Annotated in this window: 22 protein-coding genes; 16 read left to right on the forward strand and 6 right to left on the reverse strand. The window is 31.1% G+C overall.

Features of this window, described 5'->3' with window-relative positions:
- Positions 1-325: 325 nt before the first annotated feature.
- The 8 genes from WA340_RS03320 (at position 326) to WA340_RS03355 (ending at position 4,887) form a co-directional block, all read left to right on the forward strand.
- Positions 326-1,111, forward strand: a complete 786-nt coding sequence (locus tag WA340_RS03320; protein WP_336127265.1) for a T9SS type A sorting domain-containing protein — start codon at positions 326-328, stop codon at positions 1,109-1,111.
- A gap of 94 nt (positions 1,112-1,205) precedes the next feature.
- Positions 1,206-1,664 (forward strand): SRPBCC family protein, encoded by a 459-nt coding sequence (locus tag WA340_RS03325; RefSeq protein WP_336127266.1) that lies wholly within the window; start codon positions 1,206-1,208, stop codon positions 1,662-1,664.
- Entirely contained in the window at positions 1,664-1,900 is a 237-nt protein-coding gene (locus WA340_RS03330) for a hypothetical protein (protein WP_336127267.1), read from the forward strand. The genes WA340_RS03325 and WA340_RS03330 overlap by 1 nt, the downstream gene beginning before the upstream one ends.
- A 278-nt stretch (positions 1,901-2,178) precedes the next feature.
- A complete protein-coding gene (locus tag WA340_RS03335) occupies positions 2,179-2,499 on the forward strand; it encodes a hypothetical protein (RefSeq protein WP_304141651.1) in 321 nt (106 codons plus the stop codon).
- Between the two features lie 63 nt (positions 2,500-2,562).
- On the forward strand, positions 2,563-3,348 hold the full coding sequence (locus tag WA340_RS03340) for a hypothetical protein (RefSeq protein ID WP_304141650.1): 786 nt from the start codon (positions 2,563-2,565) through the stop codon (positions 3,346-3,348).
- Positions 3,323-3,847 (forward strand): stage II sporulation protein M, encoded by a 525-nt coding sequence (locus tag WA340_RS03345; RefSeq protein WP_304141649.1) that lies wholly within the window; start codon positions 3,323-3,325, stop codon positions 3,845-3,847. Before WA340_RS03340 ends, WA340_RS03345 begins: the two co-directional genes overlap by 26 nt.
- Before the next feature lie 4 nt (positions 3,848-3,851).
- On the forward strand, positions 3,852-4,406 hold the full coding sequence (locus tag WA340_RS03350; RefSeq protein ID WP_336127268.1) for a hypothetical protein: 555 nt from the start codon (positions 3,852-3,854) through the stop codon (positions 4,404-4,406).
- Positions 4,407-4,515: 109 nt separating this feature from the next.
- A complete protein-coding gene (locus WA340_RS03355) occupies positions 4,516-4,887 on the forward strand; it encodes a hypothetical protein (protein ID WP_336127269.1) in 372 nt (123 codons plus the stop codon).
- 269 nt (positions 4,888-5,156) lie between these two features.
- Here WA340_RS03355 and guaB read toward each other — a convergent pair whose 3' ends face one another.
- Positions 5,157-6,626, reverse strand: a complete 1,470-nt coding sequence (gene guaB / locus WA340_RS03360; RefSeq protein WP_223076429.1) for an IMP dehydrogenase — start codon at positions 6,624-6,626, stop codon at positions 5,157-5,159.
- Between the two features lie 182 nt (positions 6,627-6,808).
- Here guaB and WA340_RS03365 point away from each other — a divergent pair, with 182 nt between their 5' ends.
- Complete coding sequence (locus WA340_RS03365; protein WP_336127270.1) at positions 6,809-9,040, forward strand: TonB-dependent receptor family protein; 2,232 nt, start codon at positions 6,809-6,811, stop codon at positions 9,038-9,040.
- 51 nt (positions 9,041-9,091) lie between these two features.
- On the opposite strand, the gene WA340_RS03370 is transcribed toward WA340_RS03365, so the two are convergent.
- Genes WA340_RS03370 through WA340_RS03380 form a run of 3 tightly spaced genes read right to left on the reverse strand, consistent with a single transcriptional unit; the run spans position 9,092 to position 11,675 of the window.
- Positions 9,092-9,958, reverse strand: coding sequence for a hydroxymethylglutaryl-CoA lyase (locus WA340_RS03370; RefSeq protein WP_336127271.1), 867 nt, complete (start codon positions 9,956-9,958; stop codon positions 9,092-9,094).
- Between the two features lie 37 nt (positions 9,959-9,995).
- Complete coding sequence (locus WA340_RS03375; RefSeq protein WP_336127272.1) at positions 9,996-10,622, reverse strand: LysE family translocator; 627 nt, start codon at positions 10,620-10,622, stop codon at positions 9,996-9,998.
- Entirely contained in the window at positions 10,623-11,675 is a 1,053-nt protein-coding gene (locus WA340_RS03380) for a quinone-dependent dihydroorotate dehydrogenase (RefSeq protein WP_336127273.1), read from the reverse strand. It lies immediately after the preceding gene.
- Positions 11,676-11,991: 316 nt separating this feature from the next.
- On the opposite strand from WA340_RS03380, the gene pepT reads away from it, so the two are divergent.
- Together pepT and WA340_RS03390 are read left to right on the forward strand one after the other, a co-directional pair.
- Positions 11,992-13,233, forward strand: coding sequence for a peptidase T (gene pepT, locus WA340_RS03385; protein ID WP_336127274.1), 1,242 nt, complete (start codon positions 11,992-11,994; stop codon positions 13,231-13,233).
- A 10-nt stretch (positions 13,234-13,243) separates the two neighbouring features.
- Entirely contained in the window at positions 13,244-14,074 is an 831-nt protein-coding gene (locus WA340_RS03390; RefSeq protein ID WP_336127275.1) for a hypothetical protein, read from the forward strand.
- A gap of 43 nt (positions 14,075-14,117) precedes the next feature.
- On the opposite strand, the gene WA340_RS03395 is transcribed toward WA340_RS03390, so the two are convergent.
- Both WA340_RS03395 and recQ read right to left on the reverse strand, forming a co-directional pair.
- Positions 14,118-15,050, reverse strand: a complete 933-nt coding sequence (locus WA340_RS03395; protein ID WP_027880013.1) for a peptidylprolyl isomerase — start codon at positions 15,048-15,050, stop codon at positions 14,118-14,120.
- 378 nt (positions 15,051-15,428) lie between these two features.
- Entirely contained in the window at positions 15,429-17,621 is a 2,193-nt protein-coding gene (recQ, locus tag WA340_RS03400; protein ID WP_336127276.1) for a DNA helicase RecQ, read from the reverse strand.
- Between the two features lie 160 nt (positions 17,622-17,781).
- Between recQ and WA340_RS03405 the strand changes: the two genes are divergently transcribed.
- The 5 genes from WA340_RS03405 (at position 17,782) to WA340_RS03425 (ending at position 21,336) form a co-directional block, all read left to right on the forward strand.
- Positions 17,782-18,747, forward strand: coding sequence for a KpsF/GutQ family sugar-phosphate isomerase (locus WA340_RS03405; RefSeq protein ID WP_027880015.1), 966 nt, complete (start codon positions 17,782-17,784; stop codon positions 18,745-18,747).
- Positions 18,747-19,583, forward strand: coding sequence for a twin-arginine translocase subunit TatC (gene tatC / locus WA340_RS03410; RefSeq protein ID WP_106679558.1), 837 nt, complete (start codon positions 18,747-18,749; stop codon positions 19,581-19,583). The genes WA340_RS03405 and tatC overlap by 1 nt, the downstream gene beginning before the upstream one ends.
- Complete coding sequence (locus WA340_RS03415; RefSeq protein WP_336127277.1) at positions 19,567-19,917, forward strand: carboxymuconolactone decarboxylase family protein; 351 nt, start codon at positions 19,567-19,569, stop codon at positions 19,915-19,917. Before tatC ends, WA340_RS03415 begins: the two co-directional genes overlap by 17 nt.
- 74 nt (positions 19,918-19,991) lie before the next feature.
- Positions 19,992-20,732 carry an LPS export ABC transporter ATP-binding protein gene (lptB, locus tag WA340_RS03420; protein WP_027880018.1) on the forward strand — a complete coding sequence of 247 codons (741 nt, stop codon included), beginning with the start codon at positions 19,992-19,994 and terminating at the stop codon, positions 20,730-20,732.
- A gap of 214 nt (positions 20,733-20,946) precedes the next feature.
- On the forward strand, positions 20,947-21,336 hold the full coding sequence (locus WA340_RS03425) for a hypothetical protein (protein WP_304141632.1): 390 nt from the start codon (positions 20,947-20,949) through the stop codon (positions 21,334-21,336).
- Positions 21,337-21,434: the final 98 nt, after the last annotated feature.

Genomic DNA, 21,434 nt, shown 5'->3' on the forward strand with positions numbered 1-21,434 from the left:
TTGTTTTTTGAAGTACATGCAAAAATAGCAATATTACCTAATTACACAAGTTTAAAAAGGTAACGCTAGTAGCTAGTTTTTTAGTATTAATTAATAGTGAATAAACTATTTAAATTAACTATTTATCAACACAAAAACGTTTGAGTTAAAGGTATTCTTGTTTTTTAACCATTATAATAATATATTTATAAAAATTTAACATTTATAACATGAAACATATTTACTTTTTATTTTATCACTTTTAGCATCATCAACAAGTTATGGACAACAATCTTATAGCGGAAACGGAAATACAGGGTTTGGAGGTCCAATAGGTCTAAGCAGTATGACTATTAGTCATGATGTCACAACAGTAACATTTACTATCACAAAAGGCGGAGCAGATTTTAATGATGCTTTTGTACTATACTTAGACACCAAATCTGGAGGTAGAAATGCAATAGACAGTCAAGTTAATGACAATGGAGACGGACTAAGAACAGCTATATCTAACGGAGATAGTGGCGGATTTGCTTCTACTGTCGATTTTCCTACAGGTTTTGAAGTTGATTATGCAATAGCTGTAAATACAGGTTTTGGTGGTTTATGGGAAATACCCGCTTCTGGAGCTATCGGTAATAATGGATTAAACTATATCAACACAGCCAATTCAACTTTAGCATCTACAACTCAAGCTAGTTTTACACTATCTGTTAATTGGGCAGATTTAGGTTTATCCTCTTCAGATAGTTTTGATTTTGTAGGCTTTTATTTAAGTAATACAGCTTATAATTCAGATGAAGGTTATGGAATTGTAATCGTATCTGAAAACCAAGGAAGCGATGATGTAGCTTTTACTTCTTTTGAAACTTATTCGCCTACACTTAGCACAACAGACAACAATATTAAAAACGCTAGTATAAAAGTTATATCTAATGAGTTATTGATTAATAATTACAATGGAGATTTAAACATCAAAGTTTACGACATTTTAGGGAAAATTGTTGACAATAACGCAAACATACAGGTTAACAATTCATACAAACACGCATTAGATCTACCAAAAAACAACATCTATATAGTAGTTTTAGAAACAAAAGATATGACCAAAACCATTAAAGTATTATTGTAGTTAATCCTACAATACTGGTATTTTGTATAATAAAAGCGATTGAAATTTTTTCAATCGCTTTTTTTTTATACTTTAATTTAGAAATTGAAATTTGATGCTAAGTTATACTTCTGAAATACTAATTAATAAACCTATTACTACTTGCTTTACAGAAATTGTTAACCTAGATAGCATGAAGCATTGGCAAGAAGGCTTAATTAGTTTTGCGCATATCTCTGGTACACCAAGAAAAATAGGTTCTACTATTCAACTTAATTATCAATTTGGTAAGCGAAAAATGGAACTTACCGAAAGTGTTACCCACAGAAAAGATAATCATTCTATTCATTTTAATTTTGATACTAAAATGATGCATAACGTGCAGCAAAATTTCTTTGAAATTATAGATGATGATACTACAAAGTGGATTAGTCATAATCAATTTTTACCAAGAAATTTCACTTCAAGAATAATGCTTGTTTTAATGCCCAAAGCATTTAAAAAACAAAGTAAAAAGTACTTAGTTAACTTTAAAAACTACGTAGAAAACGGTACCTCAATAATTAAAAAATAATGAGACAATTAAAACTAATTTGGGATTTTAGAGGTCCTGATGCTTTAAAAATAGCACAACACCACGAGATACATTTAAAAGAATTTATAGCACTTCAAGACACAAATCTAAACATTACTGGTTATCAAGAATTATCACCCATGCACAGCATTGCGTTTATGGTAGTTGATGAAATTGAAATGAAACCAATACGTGATGCTTTAAAACCACATCGTGGTGAGTTGTATATTGAATAATCATTTGACTTTGTCAAAATTTTCTGCTAACTTCGTTTAACAATCGATAACGCGAATTGAAAACTCGCTTTATCTTTTCATTGGTAGCCATTTGAGCACCGAAACAGAGCAATTTAAAGACCATCCGACTTACGGAAATTGAAATAAAAACGGAAATTGACTCTCTGAAAGTGAAGAATGAAAGCTGACAGGTCTAAAAGTGGATAGTCCACGAACTAAACTATAATGACCTTAAACTTATAGAGTTTAGATTTTTTAAACATTTAAATAGTAATAAAATGAAATTTTTAAAACCTTTAATTAAAATTAGTCTTTGTTTATCATTAGTTTTTTGTATGAAATCTGCTTTTGTCGAAACGAATAAAGTAGCCCAAGTTGAGATTGGTGGATGGTTAGGCTCAGAAGCTGCTTCAAATGCAGGAATGGGCGCAGTAGGTCAAACAATTGGAAGTACTACAGCCGGAATTGCTGGTGAAGCTGTTGGAACTGTGGCTGGTCAATGGATTGGTGGGGCAATAGGCGTTTTAGGAGGCCCAGCAACTGGATATTTTGGAGCAGTAGTTGGAGGTTATGTTGGAGGATGGGCTGGTATGCTTTAGAATTATTAGTAACAAGGCTATATAATTTTTTAAAATTATATAGCCTTATAAAATCTTAAAAAAATGAATACTATTTTATTTTCATTAGCAATCGGTTTAATTATATCTTTAACTTACAATTATTTTTCATTAGTTAAACTAAAACATTCATTAATGTTTCTTTTAATAGACACTATAGTTTTATCTATAATATCCTATTCCGTAATATCTATATCAAATTTATTTGAAGAGAAATCTTTAATACCATTAACATTATTATTTATATCTTTTGTCATTTGTATAACATATTTACTTTTAATAAGAGATGAAATATATTTTAAGTTTCTGATTAAAAAGAGACTTGAAAAACTAGAATTTTTAGTTTATCAAAAACTAAATAAAAAAGTGGAAATATATACTAATAATAAAATCAGAGGTATTAAAGTATTACAAAACAAAAGAAAAATTATTATTTCAACAAAAATTGTTGATAAATTAGAACCAAAAGACATCTGTAATATTATAGCAATTGATATGAACAAGAATATTGTTAATGACGCTTTATTTATAATATTATATTTTATACCTGTTATTATATTATATTATTCAGCGAGTTATACTAGCGGAAGTCTAAAAACTGCACTTATACTTTTTGCTTCTTCTTTATTATTTATTTTAAAAAAATATATAAATAATAGCAGAATTAATATAAATATCAAAAGTTTACAAAATAGAATAAAGAAAAATGAGTTGATTGAGTCAGTAAAACAATATTATAAAACCACTTCTGTAGATTTATCTATTATACAAAAATCAATTAATAAATATAAAATGAATAAATCAATTGAAGGAATTAATAAATTACTATAGCTTAATATCAATTCTCTTAATTGGTTTTGGCTTCATATTAGGTTATAATAGTTCACTGAAATTTGAAAGAGATTATATAGAAATTTGTATTGAAAATTATGGGGATTTCTCGTTTAATTTTCATATTTTCAAAACGATAATTTTAAAAAATTTTACTGTTGCAATGTTAATATCATTAGGCGGTTATTTTTCTGCTGGTTTTCTTACATTACTGGTTTTAATTTGGAATGGTTTTAATTTAGGGACAATGTTTACTCTTGTTCCTTATACAAATTTGAGTTTTTATGAGTTTCTTCTTTTATTTATTATACACGGTGTATTTGAGATTACCGCTTTAATATTATTTTCTAATATTGGCTTGAAAGGATTTTTATTTTTTAAAAATGTCGTCAAAAATAATAGAATACAAATTGATTTGAGAGCAAAAACATTTATTTATCCAAGTCTTTTATTATTTTTTTCAGCAATTGTTGAAACATTTTTAATAACAAATTTTTAATTTAATGTATAAAGCAAAAACTCTAAAACAGATATTATATCTTTTATTCATCGGAATTTTATTTGGTATACTAAAAGTTGAATTTTTTATAACATTTATTGACTCTGAATTAACTGAGAGAACAAGAATTATTAGTTATATCACTCTAGGGTTAAGTTCTATTTTCTTTTATTTCGTTATTATTCTAGCTGTATTATCCTCATATTTCACTATTGATATGCTAAAACTGGGTTCGCATTTTAAAATAAATAATTTCTATAAAAGTATTAATTATTTTATTTGGGCTCTGATGATAAATGAACTGTGGAAATTTTTATTGACTATATTCACTTTTAAAAGTATGTCAAATATTTCAACAGAAGAAGAATTTAATAGCGTATTGTCTGATAATTCTCTTTGGGTTGAGTTAATAAGTTTAAGTGACTTATTATTTATTTCACTTGGAGCAGTTGCATACATTATAATGTTGAGGAAAAACGAAAAAAATGTGAATTATTTAGAAGTCATAATTTCAACAATACCTCTATTTCTATCATTTGTAATATTTAAAATATTTTAATCTTTAAAAAAACGGCTACCAACAACGTATAAGCATAATAAGGGCTTAAGGCTTATACAAATGGCAATTTTTGTATTTGTAGATGTCTTTTATAAACCGAAAAAATAGTTTGTCAATCCCTTACTATGCTTATACAAACACGTTAAACGAAACTTTCCAAAAAATCACAAAAAAACCAATGCTTCAACCAAAACATTGTGATTTATGTATCCATTCTAAAAGAGATTTAAAAACAGGATTAACCTGTGGATTAACAGGCAAAAAACCAAACTTTAAATCCTTTTGTAGTAAAATAGTTTTTAGTGATCATTTTAAAATATACGCAAGTCAATTATTAGCAGATATTCAAAATTTGCAAAAACGAAAAACTTCTATTTATTCAAATGTTTTCTTTTTATTATCAATAGGTATTACAATAATAGTTTGTACTTTTTTCTCCGCTAACAACTCGTTTATTAAAAGCTTTTTACCCTACTTTTGATTACGCTAGTTGGAAGTATTTCACTGCTATGTTCATTTTAAATTTTATTGGTATTCAAATTATATTTGTTGGCATTTACAAAGTTTATAAGTACAAAAAAGATATAAAGAAACTACAATCCGAAAAAAAAGAACTAAATAGTATTCTTAACAATTATAATACAAGTTTGAAACGTTTTGTAAATCAATAGTCATCAATTAAAACAAAAAAGCACAACCCAAAAGTTGTGCTTTTTAAAAACTATAAGATTCCTGCCTACGCAGGAATTTTTATCTTGAATAATTTGGTGCTTCTTTAGTAATAGTAACGTCATGCGGATGACTTTCATTAATTCCTGAAGATGTAATTTTCACAAATCGTCCAGTTTCTTTTAAAGTTGCAATATCTTTTGCGCCGCAATATCCCATACCAGCACGTAAACCACCAATAAATTGATGTATACTTTCGTAAAGTTCTCCTTTGTAAGGCACACGACCAACAATTCCTTCTGGGACTAATTTTTTAATATCGTCTTCTACATCTTGAAAATAACGGTCTTTACTACCTTGCTTCATCGCTTCTACAGAACCCATACCACGATAAGACTTAAACTTACGTCCTTCGTAAATAATAGTTTCTCCTGGACTTTCTTTTGTTCCGGCTAATAACGATCCTAACATTACAGTATCTGCACCAGCTGCAAGAGCTTTAGGTATATCTCCTGTGTATCTTATACCGCCATCTGCTATCACAGGAACACCTGTTCCTTTTATTGCTGCAGCAACTTCTAAAACAGCACTAAACTGTGGGAAACCAACACCTGCAACAACACGTGTTGTACAAATAGATCCTGGTCCAATACCTACTTTTACCGCGTCTGCACCAGCTTCTACTAAATATTTTGCAGCTTCTGCTGTTGCTATATTACCAACAATTGCTTCTAATTGAGGGAATTTTTTCTTTATTTCTTTTAAAACATTTACAACACCTTTTGTGTGTCCATGTGCTGTATCTATAACAATTGCATCTACACCTGCATTAACTAACGCTTCTGCTCTATCTACTGCATCACCTGTTACTCCAATTGCTGCAGCAACACGCAACCTTCCGTAGTTATCTTTATTGGCAATAGGTTTTTGAGTAACTTTGGTGATATCTCTAAATGTAATTAATCCTTCAAGTTTATCGCCTTCTACAATTAAAAGCTTTTCAATTTTATTTTGCTGAAGTATTTTTTCTGCGTCTTTTAAAGACGTACCAACTGGCGCTGTTACTAGATTTTCGCTAGTCATTACTTCTACAATTGGTCTGGAATTTTGATGCTCGAAACGTAAATCTCTATTAGTTACAATACCTTTTAATTTTCCTGTGGCATCAACAATAGGAATACCTCCAATACTATGCTCTTTCATAGCTTGTTTAGCATCTGCAACAATTGCTGTGGTTGGCAAGGTTACAGGATCTATAATCATACCGCTTTCGGCACGTTTTACTTTACGTACTTTAGTCGCTTGCTCTTCTATGGTCATGTTTTTATGCAACACACCAATACCACCTTCTCTAGCCATAGCTATTGCCATACGACTTTCGGTAACTGTATCCATAGCTGCAGAAACTATAGGTACATTAATAGTTATATTTCTTGTAAATTTTGATTGAATATTGACTTCGCGTGGAAGTACTTCGGAAAACGCTGGAACTAGTAGGACATCATCGTAAGTTAATCCTTCGCCTACTATTTTATTGTTGTGTGCTGTCATGTTGCAATTAGAATTAATTGCGCGTAAAGATACGACTTATATATGAAACTATCTCGAAATTTTTTCTCTTATAAAATCTTTCCGAAAATTATCTTTATTTATTCTAAATAAGTTTTGAAAAACTAAAAATGATTATTATTTTTGCACGCTGAAAACAAATTATTTTTAATCAGTCCAAATAAATGAGAACTAAATTTTTATTCTTCATCTTATTAATTACTAGTAGTGTAATAGCTCAAAACACAAAAGATTCTATTACCAACAATACAGATTCTATTCAAAAATTAGAAGAAGTTTTAATTAAAACAAATGTAATATTTGGTAACAAATACATGGCAAAAAACCGCACAGGTTCTGCATATTACATTTCGCCAACAGAATTAAAAAAACTAGGTTACACAGATATTAACCGTGTTTTAAAAACTGTTCCTGGTGTAACCATTGTAGAAGAAGATGGTTTTGGTCTACGTCCTAACATTAGTTTAAGAGGTACTTCTCCAGAACGTAGTGCAAAAATTAGCTTAATGGAAGATGGTGTATTGATTGCTCCTGCACCATACAGTGCTTCTGCTGCTTATTACTTTCCTTCTGTTGCAAGAATGGAAGCTGTAGAAATTTTAAAAGGTAGTAGCCAAGTGCAATATGGTCCTTTTACTTCTGGTGGTGCTATAAATATGGTGTCTACACAAATTCCTGATCATTTTTCTGGTAGAATTAAAGCCTCTTACGGAAGCTTTAACAGCGGACAAGTTTATGCGTCTGTTGGAGACAGCAACAAAAATTTTGGATATAATGTTGAATATTTAAACTTTAATTCTGATGGATTTAAAAATCTATTAAACGATGCAAATACTGGGTTTGACAAGAATGACGTTGTTGCTAAATTTAGATTAAACACAGATAAAGAAGCAAAAATCCAACAAAGTTTTGAAACTAAATTTCAGTTTGCAGATGAAGTGTCTAATGAGACCTACCTAGGATTAACAGACACAGATTTTAAGAATAATCCTTTTGATAGTTACGCAAGTTCTCAAGAAGATAAAATGACTAATGAGCATATTCAATTATTATTAACTCATAACATTGAATTTTCTAAAAATTTCGCCATTACAACCAATGGTTACTTTAATAGATTTGAAAGAAACTGGTATAAATTAAACGATATTACAGCTAATGGTGATAATGTAAGTATTGCTAACATTGTATCTAATCCAGATTTATATCCTACCCATTTTAGTTATATGACAGGTTTAGAAAACTCACCAGCAGATGCTTTAACGGTTAAAGCAAATAATCGTAAGTACATTTCTAAAGGTGTTCAAACTAAATTAGATTATCATTTTTATGGTGAAAACACATTTCATGATATTGAACTAGGGTTAAGATATCACTATGATGAAGAAGATCGTTTTCAATGGAAAGACTACTACAGCATTGAAAATAATTCTATGCAATTAACCACTAAAGGTATACCTGGTACAGATGCTAACAGGATTAGTAGTGCAAATGCTTTTGCTTCATACATTATGTATAAGTTTAAATATAAAAACTTAACATTAACTCCTGGTTTACGTTACGAAAACATTGTGCTTAAACGTGAAAATTATGGCACAAGTGATATAAGCAGAACAGGTAGCAATTTATCTGTAAGAGAAAATAAAGTCGATATTTTTATTCCTGGTATTGGTTTTAATTACAAATTCAATAACAACTACTCTGTTTTTGGTGGAGTACATAAAGGATTTTCGCCTCCAGGAAATGAAGATGGTCAAAAACCAGAAGAAAGCATTAACTACGAGTTAGGTTCAAGATTTAACTTTAAAGGTATTCAAGGTGAAGTTGTTGCCTTTTACAACGACTACAGCAACCTTTTAGGCAGTGATCTTGCTGCTAGTGGCGGAACAGGTAGTTTAGATGTGTTTAACGCAGGAGAATCTACCGTAAAAGGACTAGAAGTCCTTTTAAATTATGATGCACTTCAAAATAATACCAACTTTTCTTTACCTATTACTGTAGGTTACACATATACTGATACTGAGTTTTTAAACAGTTTTGGTAGTGATGATGGTATTTGGGGAACTGTTTCTGAAGGAGATGAAATACCATATATTGCAAAGCATCAATTAAATGGAAGTATTGGTTTAGAACACAAAAAATATTCAATTAACTTAAACGGAAGATATAATGGTGCTTTTAGAACAGTATCTGGTACTGGATCTATTCCTGATAATCAAAAAGTAGAATCGGCTATCGTTTTAGATTTAGCTGGTCGTTACCATATCACTTCAAAATTAAGTGCAACAACCAACATTATCAACCTACTAGATAATGAATACGCAGTATCAAGAGTACCTGCAGGATTAAGACCTGGTCATCCTTTTGGTATCTATGCTGGATTAGAATTTCAGTTTTAAAAAGTAAAAATTAGTAAAAAAAAGAGCTTGTAAAATATACAAGCTCTTTTTTTAATGATAAAAATTGAAAATTTTACTTGCTTCGTTATATGCACTTTCAAAAGACATCGCATTTAAGTCATGCGCTTTTTTTGTAGTTAAATAAGACAACACTTTTTCGGTAGGCATATTTCCGGTTAATTCATCTTTAGCCATAGGACAACCGCCAAAACCTTGTATAGCACCATCAAAACGTCTGCAACCAGCTTGGTAAGCTGCGTCTACTTTTTCAAACCAAGTGCTTGGCGTAGTGTGTAAATGCGCACCAAACTCAATATCTTGATATTTCGGAATTAAATTTGAAAACAAATAATCTATATTTTCTGGATTAGATGTACCAACCGTATCACTTAAGGATAAAATTTCTACACCCATTTTACTCAATTTTTCTGTCCACTCGCCTACTATTTCTACATTCCAAGGATCACCGTAAGGATTACCAAATCCCATGGAAATATAAACTACCACCTTTTTATTAGCCTGATCTGCTGTATTTAAAATGTCGTTTAACAAGTCTACAGATTGTGCTATTGTTTTATGCGTATTACGCATTTGAAAGTTTTCTGAAATAGAAAACGGATAACCCAAATAATCAATTTCTGGATGTTGACAAGCATCTTGAGCACCACGTAAGTTTGCTACAATTGCCAATAATTTACTTTTGGTTTTGCTTAAATCTAATTGCGCTAATACTTCGGCTGTATCTACCATTTGTGGTATAGCTTTAGGGGACACAAAACTTCCAAAATCTATCGTATCAAAACCTACACGTAATAAAGATTGTATGTACTGTACTTTTTTTTCGGTAGGAATAAATTGCTTGATGCCTTGCATAGCATCTCGCGGACATTCGATTACTTTTACTAAGTCGTTTTTCATGGTCTTTCAAAGATAAAAAAGAAATAGATTTTTGGCTTTATTTCTTCTGAAAAAAGATGAATACAGCAATCCCAACAAACACAACTATTTGCAACCATTTTAGTATTATTCCGGTGTTTTTATTTTGTTTTAAATACTCCGAAATAAATCCTGAAAGCACTGCGATTGCAGAAAATATAATTAAAGAAGTAAGCATAAACAGTAATCCCAACACATAAAATTGTGTTACTATTGATAAGGTTTCTGAAAATAAAAACCCAGGAAAAAATGCCAAAAAGAAAATAGACACTTTTGGATTTAATACATTCATTATTACACCTTGTTTAAATAGTTGCCACAAACTTCTTTTTGGTGTATTTTCGGTGGTTAAAGCAACTTCTGCATCACTTTGATAGACTTTATAAGCCAAATACAATAAGTAAACAGCGCCTAAAATTTTAAGGATTAGAAAAAGTGTATCGTTATTTTTAATAATAGCAGAAACACCAAAAGCAACCAATGTTGTGTGTACCAAACAGCCAGAAATTAAACCTGCAACTGTTGCTAAACCATAATTACGACCATTAGTTATGCTTTGCATTAATACATAAATATTATCTGGTCCAGGCGATATGGCTAAAGCCGAAGTCGCTACAACAAAACCAAATAAGGTTTCGATAGTCATTTAATTTTGGTTTAAAATAGCTTGATTAATCTGCTTGATTAATCGTGGTCCTTCATAAATAAAACCAGTATAAATCTGAACTAAATCTGCTCCAGCTTCAAGTTTTTCTAATGCATCTTCTGCACTGTGGATTCCTCCAACACCAATAATAGGGAATGCTTTATTACTTTTTTCTGCTAGGTATTTAATCACTTTTGTAGATTTCTCTTTTATAGGCTGACCGCTTAAACCTCCATTACCTATAGCTTCCAAACGTTCTGTCGATGTTTTTAATCCCGTACGATCTACAGATGTGTTGGTTGCAATAACTCCATCTAGTTTTGTTTCTTTGATGATTTCTATAATTTCATCTAACTGAATGGTATTTAAATCTGGAGCAATCTTAAGTAAAATTGGTTTTTTAGGTCTCGACTGCGCTCGACCTGACAATTCTTCATTAGCTTTTTGCACTTCGCTAATCAGTTCTAACAAATAGTCTTTATCAGTTAATTTAGCGTGACTTCCTACGTTTGGACAACTTACATTAAGCACAAAATAATCAACATACGGATGTAACCCGTTAAAACATTCTAGATAGTCTCTGGTGTAATCTTCTGGTGATGTATCTGTGTTTTTTCCAATATTTCCACCAATAATTAACTTTCCTTTATTTTGTTTTAATTGTTTAATTGCAGCTTCTAAACCTTCGTTATTAAAACCCATACGGTTTATAATTCCTTGGTCATCTTTCAATCTAAATAAACGTTTTTTAGGATTTCCAGCTTGTCCTTTTGGCGTTACGGTTCCTATTTCTATAAATCCAAAACCAAAGTTGGCTAATTCATTATACAACACTGCATTTTTATCAAAACCTGCTGCTAATCCTACTGGATTTTTAAAGGTTAACCCAAAAAGGTTGCGTTGTAGTTGCTTATCTTCTACAACATATAAACGTCTAAACACCGAAGTCATTCCTGGTATTTTAGAGGTTAATTTAACAAGCTTAAATGTAAAATGATGAATTTTTTCAGGATCGAAACTAAAAAAAAACGGTCTTAGAAGGGATTTGTACATCGTGTAATGTTTGCACAAAAGTAGTGTGAAAAAATGTGATTTACAATTTATGTTGAAGCTCTTAACTGTTTTTAATAAAATTCGTCAGTTTGAGTGAATTTTTATGATTGAAATGAATAAAAATTTGTATCGAAAACAAGAATTTTAAATGTATTATTAGTTCTCGATAAAATTTCTTCGCACAACTTCGACTACGCTCAGTTGCCACTCAAAAATCAATCGAACTGACGTTTATTTAATTTTACCATTAAATGTACTACTGAAAATCTTGAATAATTGTACTTTTATACTTTCAAATAAAATAAACACTCAAAATATGATTTCAAAAGAAGACATCATCAAAAGATTTGTTAGCTACGTTACTGTAGATACCGAATCTGACCCAAATAGCGACACAACACCAAGTACCAAAAAACAATGGGATCTTGCCAATGCATTAGTGCAAGAATTACAACATATCGGTATGCAAGATGTAAGTATTGACCAAAACGCTTATATCATGGCGACATTACCAAGTAATGTGGATCATGACGTGCCAACTATTGGATTTATCTCGCATTTTGATACGTCTCCAGATTTTACTGGCGCTAATGTTAATCCTCAAATTGTAGATAATTATGATGGAAAAGACATTGTTTTAAATGAAGCTGAAAACATTGTTTTATCTCCAGATTATTTTGAAGATCTATTACTTTACAAAGGTCAAACCTTAATCACAACCGATGGTACAACGCTTTTAGGTGCTGATGATAAAGCTGGTATTTGCGAAATTATTTCTGCAATGGAATACCTTATCAAAAATCCTCAAATCAAACACGGAACCATTAAAGTTGGATTTACTCCAGATGAAGAAATTGGTCGTGGCGCACATAAATTTGATGTTGAAAAATTTGGTGCAGATTGGGCTTACACCATGGATGGAAGTCAAATTGGCGAATTAGAATACGAAAATTTTAACGCAGCTGGCGCTGTAGTTAAAGTAAAAGGAAAAATTGTACATCCTGGTTATGCTAAAGGAAAAATGGTTAACTCTATGTACATTGCTACAGAGTTTATCAACTCGTTACCAAGACTAGAAACACCTGAACATACAGAAGGTTACCAAGGATTTTTTCATTTATATTCTGTAAAAGGCGAAGTTGAAGAAACCGTATTAGAATATATTATTCGTGATCACGACAAAGAGCATTTTGAAGCTAGAAAAGAAGTGATGCAAAAGCTTACCGACGAGCTTAACCAACAATACGAACGTGAAGTAGTAACGATTGAAATTAAGGATCAATACTTCAATATGAAAGAAAAGGTAGAACCTGTAATGCATATTGTTGATATTGCTGAAGAAGCGATGAAACAATTAGACATTAAACCATTAATAAAAGCAATTCGTGGAGGAACAGACGGATCACAATTAAGTTATATGGGCCTACCTTGTCCCAATATTTTTGCTGGCGGACATAATTTTCATGGACGTTATGAGTATGTTCCAGTAGAAAGCATGATTAAAGCTACTGAAGTTATTTGTAAAATCGCTGAGTTGACCGCTGAAAAGCATAAGTAATGAAAATACAATGTCTAAAACACTTTTTATAATCTTTTCGTTTTGGTTTATACTTCCTGTGTTTTCTCAATTTAAGGATAAAAACTTCTTTTCTCATAAAAATGATAAAGAGATTATTGAAAGTGTTTTAGATAGTTTAAAAAAACCCAAATCTCTTGAAAGTTTATTCTTAAAAAGCAATAATGGGAATTATAAATCTTTAGGTTTTGATTATAAGATATATTCTTCTGTCATCTATAGAAAAAACCTTTTTTTAACATGTGATTTTCTTTATTTAAAAGATTCTTTAATTAGTTACGTTTTAAAACCAAAATTACCGAATAGTAAAAGGCTTCAAAAAAAACACTTAAAATTTTACAATAACACTTTTGAAGTTACAGAAGATAACACAATAAAACCTCTGTTTTACAATTATGAAACCTTTTACAAGCCTGTAAAGTACTATAAAGGTAAACCGATTTCTAATCCTGAAATAGACCACTTTATGTCTACAGAATCAGGTTTGCTTTATGGAGAAACTATTGGTTTTACTGCTAATACAATGGAGAACTGGAAATTATTACTTGATTTAGAAGACCAATTAACTAGTGATATTATCCTTCAACTTTTATATAGTAAAAACCCTGTTAGTAGAATTAATACCATTAAATATTATTATTTAAATTCAGAAAAATTTGCAGATAAAAGAGACGAAATTGAAAATACAATAAACTGGACTAGTCTAAGAGGTGACACATTAATTAATTCTGTTTATGGTTGTTTTTCAGAGCATTCATATTTAAGAATTATAGCTAAACAATTAGAAGAAAATTATATAAAACAAAAAACCTCACAAGACTAATCCTGTGAGGTTTTTATTTTATTTTGAGTTTGTAAGCTAAAGTTTACTTAGCATTTACTAATTCTACATCAAAAATTAAGGTGGCATCTGGTGGAATAACACCGCCAGCACCACGAGAACCGTAAGCTAAATCACTTGGTATTACAAAACGTGCTTTATCACCAACGTTTAATAATAAAATACCTTCGTCCCAACCTGGTATAACTTGTCCCATACCTACTAAGAATTCGATAGGTTCGTTACGTTTGTAAGAACTATCAAATACAGTTCCGTCTGCTAATTGTCCTTTATAATGTACAGAAACTTGATTACCTTTTTCGGCTTTTTTACCACTTCCTTTTTGTATGATTTGGTAACGTAAACCACTTTTAGTTTCATCAAAACCTGCTGCTAATTTATCTAACTCAGCACGTTTTGCTTCACGTTCTTCAGCAATACGTTTTTCTCTAGCACCTTCAAATACTCTAAAAGCTTCAATAGCGTTAAAGTTTTTTGCTGCATCACCTTCTCTTACAATTTCTAAAGATTCAATAACATCTCCTTGTTGGATAGCATCTACTACATCTTGTCCTTCTACAACTTTCCCAAATACGGTATGCTTACCGTCTAACCAATCTGTTGCAACGTGAGTGATAAAAAATTGACTACCATTTGTTCCTGGTCCTGCATTTGCCATACTTAAAACTCCTGGTCCATCGTGTTTTAAATCTGGGTGAATTTCGTCATCAAATTTATAACCTGGATTTCCTGTACCTGTACCTTGAGGACAACCACCTTGAATCATAAAATCACTAATCACTCTGTGAAATTTTAATCCATCGTAATAAGGTGTTCCTTGTGGTTTTGCAGAGTTTTCCATATTACCTTCTGCTAAAGCTACAAAGTTACCTACTGTTCCTGGTGTTTTTTCAAATTCTAAATTAACAAGAATTGCTCCTTTTGAAGTATTAAATTTTGCGTATAAACCGTCTTGCATTGTCGTATTTTTTTAATGAATTGCAAAGATACGTAATGATTTAAGATTTACTAATTTGGAATTACTTTTTTGAAATGAATTTATACTTCAATTGAAACACGAATTTCACGAATTGACACTAATTCTATTCAGAACACTAAGATGTATTGATAAAGCTTTGTAGTTTACTTCTTTTAAGAAATAAACACATAATTACAAATTACTAACTAATAATTTTGTTGAAGTTAAAAAGTTCTCGATACATTTTACTCGTTCCTCGTAAAACACTCGAACTGACACAACATTTAAACTTAAACCTTAAGTCACCACTAACCACTAACCGCTAACTGCTAACTGCTAACTGCTAACTGCTAACTGCTAACTGCTAACTAAAAAAAACTAATTAGCGACTTCACTAATAAATTTTATTCGGTATAAACGCAATTCTTCGTCGTCGTAATCGCCATCAAATTCGTCTAAAGCTACATCTATCTTATCGGTTTCAGTTTCCATAAAATAGTCGTGTAGTTCTTCTTGCTGGTCTTCATCTAAAATTTCATCTATCCAATAATCGATATTTAATTTGGTTCCAGAATAGACAATAGCTTCCATTTCTTTTATAAATGCTGGCATTTCCATGCCTTTTGCAGACGCTATATCTGTTAATGGTAGCTTTCTATCTACATTTTGAATAATGTATAATTTTATTCCAGAATTACTTCCTGTAGATTTTACAATCATATCATCTGGTCTTATGATATCATTATCTTCTACATATTTGGAGATAAGTTTTACAAAATCTTTACCGTATTTTTTTGCTTTACCTTCGCCAACACCATGCACGTTAGATAATTCTTCTATAGAAATCGGGTATTTAAGCGCCATATCTTCTAAAGAAGGATCTTGAAAAATAACAAATGGTGGTACACCTAATTTTTTAGCGTTTGTTTTACGCAGGTCTTTAAGCATTTTCATTAATTGCTCATCTACTACTGCTCCACTTCCTTTAGATGCTGTTATAACATTATCTGTGTTATCTTCACTAAAATCATGGTCCTTTGTCATCATAAAAGATGTTGGGTTACTTAAAAAGTTTTTTCCTTCATCTGTAAGTTTTATGACACCATAGGTTTCGATATCTTTTTTTAGTAATCCAGCGACTAGCATTTGTCGTGTTAATGCCATCCAGTAACTTTTTTCTTTGTCTTTTCCTACACCAAAGAAAGGTTGTGTATCTGTTTTATGAGAATTAATTAAGGCATTAGATTTACCGACTATAACATTTACAAGTTCTTTAGACTTGTATTTTGCATTTGTTTTACTTACAACATCTAATATAATAGCGACATTGTCTTTTGCTTCTTCTTTTTCCTTTGGATGACGCATGTTATCATCCATATCGCCTCCTTCTCCTGTTTCGTTATCAAATTCTTCTCCAAAATAATGAAGAATAAATTTTCTTCTAGACATAGATGTTTCTGCAAAAGCAACTACTTCTTGTAACAATGCATGACCAATTTCTTGCTCTGCTACTGGTTTACCAGACATAAACTTTTCTAATTTTTCTATGTCTTTATAAGAATAATAAGCCAAGCAATGTCCTTCGCCGCCATCTCTTCCAGCTCGACCTGTTTCTTGATAATAGCTTTCTATACTTTTTGGTATATCATGGTGAATTACAAAACGTACGTCTGGTTTATCTATTCCCATACCAAATGCTATTGTTGCTACCACTACATCAATATCTTCCATTAAAAACATATCCTGGTGAGATGCTCTTTTTTTAGCATCTAAACCTGCATGATAGGGTACAGCCTTTATACCATTAACTTGTAGTACTTGCGCCAATTCTTCAACACGTTTTCTACTTAAACAGTAAACAATACCAGATTTACCTTCATGTTGTTTGATAAATCTAATGATGTCTGAATCTACATTTTTTGTTTTAGGACGTATTTCGTAATATAAATTAGGTCTATTAAAAGATGCTTTAAAAGTATTAGCATCTGTCATCCCTAAGTTTTTAAGAATATCTTCTTGCACCTTAGGTGTAGCTGTTGCTGTTAGACCTATAATTGGTATGTTATCGCCTATACGTTTTATAATGTTTCTTAGGTTACGGTATTCTGGCCTAAAGTCGTGTCCCCATTCGCTAATACAATGGGCTTCATCAACTGCCATAAAAGATATTTTTACAGATCGTAAAAACTCTACATACTCATCCTTTGTTAAAGATTCTGGAGCTACATAAAGCAATTTGGTTACCCCATTGGTAATATCTGCTTTTACTTGTTTTACTTCCGTTTTATTTAATGAAGAATTTAAAACGTGTGCAATACCATTTTCATTAGAGACACCTCTTATGGCGTCTACTTGGTTTTTCATTAAAGCTATTAAAGGAGAAACTACTATTGCTATACCTTCTTGCATTAATGCTGGTAGTTGGTAACATAAACTTTTACCTCCACCAGTAGGCATAATAACAAAGGTATTGTTTTGATCTAATATACTTTTTATTACTTGCTCTTGTAAGCCTTTAAACTCACCAAAGCCAAAATATTTTTTTAATGCTGCATGCAAATCACTTTTCACTATACGAACGATTTGAAATTTTATTAATTAGTTACATTTAACACATAAAACAGCAAAATAATTTAAGAGTTTAAATATTTCACTAATGAAATAATCCCTAAATTTGCTGCTTTAAAATTAAAGATACTAAAATCTTTATAAACCAAAAAAATAAAATACTTTGAAAAATAATGCCTCCATATTAAAGAGTGCTAAAGAGACCATAGAATTAGAAGGACAAGCCATACTAAATTTAAAATCTTTATTAGACGATGATTTTGTTAACGCTACCCAATTAATCTACAACTCTAAAGGTCGTGTTATTATAACAGGCATAGGTAAAAGTGCTATTATAGCTACTAAAATTGTTGCTACATTAAACTCTACTGGCACACCAGCTGTGTTTATGCACGCTGCAGATGCTATACATGGTGACTTAGGTTTAATTTTAGAAGATGATGTTGTGATCTGCATTTCTAAAAGCGGAAATACTCCTGAAATTAAAGTTTTAGTTCCACTTATTAAGAACGCTAAAAATAAAATGATTGCCTTAACTGGTAATAAAGATTCTTTTTTAGGACAACATGCAGATTATGTATTAAATTCTTACGTACAAAAAGAAGCATGTCCTAATAATTTAGCACCAACAACAAGTACTACTGCTCAATTAGTTTTAGGTGATGCGTTGGCTGTTACTTTATTAGAATTACGCGGATTTACTAGCAGAGATTTTGCAAAATACCATCCTGGTGGCGCTTTAGGTAAAAAATTATACTTGCGCGTACTTGATATTTCTTCTGTAAACGAAAAACCTCAAGTTACGTTAAATACAAGCATTAGAGATGTTATTGTTGAAATTTCTGAAAAACGTCTTGGTGTTACAGCTGTTGTAGAAGACAAAAAAATTGTGGGCATCATAACAGATGGAGATTTAAGACGTATGCTTAGTAAAGTAGACGATTTTTCTTCGCTTACAGCAAAAGATATTATGAGCAGCAACCCAAAACGTATAGCAGAAGATGCTATGGCTATAGATGCTATGGAAGTACTTGAGGAGAATGGAATCTCTCAATTACTGGTTGAAAAAGAAGGTCATTATGCTGGTGTTGTACATTTACACGATTTAATAAAAGAAGGTATTATATAATGGCAAAAAAGGATGTAAACGAGATGTCTTTTTTAGATCATCTTGAAGATTTAAGATGGCATCTTATACGTATTGTTGGTGCCGTTATACTTTGTGGCACAGTCGCTTTTATCTTTAAGGGATTTATTTTTGACAATATCATTTTTGCGCCTAAAAAAATGGAATTCCCTACCTACCAATGGTTATGCGCTCTTGCAAACTTGGTTAGTGTAGAAGACTCTACTTTTTGTGGAGAATCTTTCCCGTTTATCATCCAAAACAGGACGATGGCTGGTCAGTTTTCTGCACACATATGGACGTCTATTTATGCAGGATTCATCATCGCTTTTCCTTATGTTATATATCAACTATGGAAGTTTATTAGTCCAGGACTTAATGATAATGAACGTAATACTTCAAGAGGATTTATTATAGTTTCATCTTTATTATTCTTTTTAGGTGTTTTATTTGGGTATTATGTAATAACACCTTTATCTATAAACTTTTTAGGAACATATACGGTAAGTGCAGAAGTATCTAACGAGATTGACATTTCATCTTACATAAGTTTAGTAAGAGCATCTGTAATTGCATCAGGAATTATTTTTGAACTACCTATTTTAATTTACTTTTTAACCAAATTAGGTTTAGTAACACCAGAAATTTTACGCAAATACCGAAAGTTTGCGCTGGTTATTGTTTTAATTATTTCAGCAGTAATCACACCACCAGATATAGCTAGTCAAATTATTGTCGCTATTCCGGTAATAATTTTATACGAAATTAGTATTCATATTTCAAGAATTGTATTAAAAAGAGAAAGAAAAAAAACCAAATCACATGTCAGATCTAGTTAAAGAATTTAATGATTACAGAGCCAAGATGAACGATAAAATTCTTGGTGATAATAACAAAATTATAAAACGTATTTTTAACCTAGACACCAATGCTTTTGCTGCAGGTGCATTAGACGTAAAAACTAAAGAGCTACTTGGTTTAGTTGCCTCTACAGTATTACGTTGTGATGATTGCGTAAAATACCATTTAGAGTCTTGTTATAAAGAAGGTGCAACAAAAGAAGAAGTAATGGAAACTTTAAGTATTGGTACACTAATTGGCGGTACAATAGTAATTCCTCACTTACGTCGTGCTTACGAGTATTGGGAAGAACTTGAAAACCAAAAGGGTTAAACTTTATATAAAATAAAAGTGACGCTTTAATAGTTATATTGAAATGACTATTTTTAGCAAAATTAAATCAACAGATGAAGCTTAGAGCCGAACATTTAATGAAGTCCTACAACGGACGAAAAGTAGTAAAAGACGTATCCCTTGAAGTAAATCAAGGTGAAATTGTTGGGCTTTTAGGACCTAATGGCGCAGGTAAAACAACGTCTTTTTACATGATTGTTGGTTTAATTAAACCTAATGGCGGAAATATTTTTTTAGACAATACAAACATTACCAATTATCCAATGTACAAACGTGCTCAAAATGGTATTGGTTACTTAGCGCAAGAAGCTTCTGTATTTAGAAAATTAAGTATTGAAGAAAATATTTTAAGCGTATTACAGCTTACTAAACTTAGCAAAAAAGAACAATTAATGCGTATGGAAGCGTTAATTGAAGAGTTTAGTTTAGGTCACATACGTAAAAACCGTGGTGATCTATTATCTGGTGGAGAGCGACGCCGTACAGAAATTGCGCGCGCGTTGGCAACAAATCCAAGTTTTATTTTATTAGATGAGCCTTTTGCTGGTGTAGATCCTGTTGCTGTAGAAGACATACAACGTATTGTAGCTCAGTTAACAAAAAAGAATATTGGTATCTTAATTACAGACCATAACGTACAAGAAACGTTAGCTATTACAGATCGTACATACCTAATGTTTGAAGGTAGTATACTTAAAGCTGGTGAACCAGAAGAATTAGCTAATGATGAAATGGTACGTAAAGTATACCTAGGTCAAAACTTCGAGTTACGTAAAAAGAAAATACGCGAGTAGGTTTTTTCAGTTGGCAGTGGGCAATTTTCTGTCTAGAGTATTCAACAAGCAGTGACTTAAGATTTAAAGGTTTATATCAGTTCGAGTGTTTTAAGAGGAACGAGTAAAATGTATCGAGAACTCTTTTAACTACAAAACCATGTAATTATTTTTTGTTGAGTAAGATATATCTAAGCGTTGTGCAACTTATGGAAAAACAGAATTTCAATCATAAATGAACATTGAAAAAATAATTTATGTCCTACTTTTTATACCATTTCTTTGGCTTCTGATTTTTGACCAACAAAAGCTGAAAATAAAAAAGGTATTTCTTAAATATTTATTGATTTCAATAGGGATTTTGATTTTAGGGATTGTTTACGAACATTTTTTCACAGCTGCTAATAAATCGCTTGTCTATTTTGGTTCTCAAATGACGTTGATTTTCATAATATTGTATAAAATAATCCGTATTCCATATTATTGGATTTTTAAACGTGAACCTGAAATCAATCAATACTCTGAAAAGAAAATTGATATTATACCGACTCTAATTATAGTTATAGGAACAGTACTGTTACCTTTTCTAATTGACAGTATGATTATCCAAAAAATAATGGAATGAAAAAAAATACGTTGTACAACAAAGAACTGAGGCAATAAACAAGTAAAATATTAATTATTTATTGCTAGAGTACTTCTATGTTCACCATTGTAAGGCAC

This window comes from Mesoflavibacter sp. CH_XMU1422-2 (genome assembly GCF_037029245.1).
Classification (GTDB): Bacteria; Bacteroidota; Bacteroidia; order Flavobacteriales; family Flavobacteriaceae; genus Mesoflavibacter; species Mesoflavibacter zeaxanthinifaciens.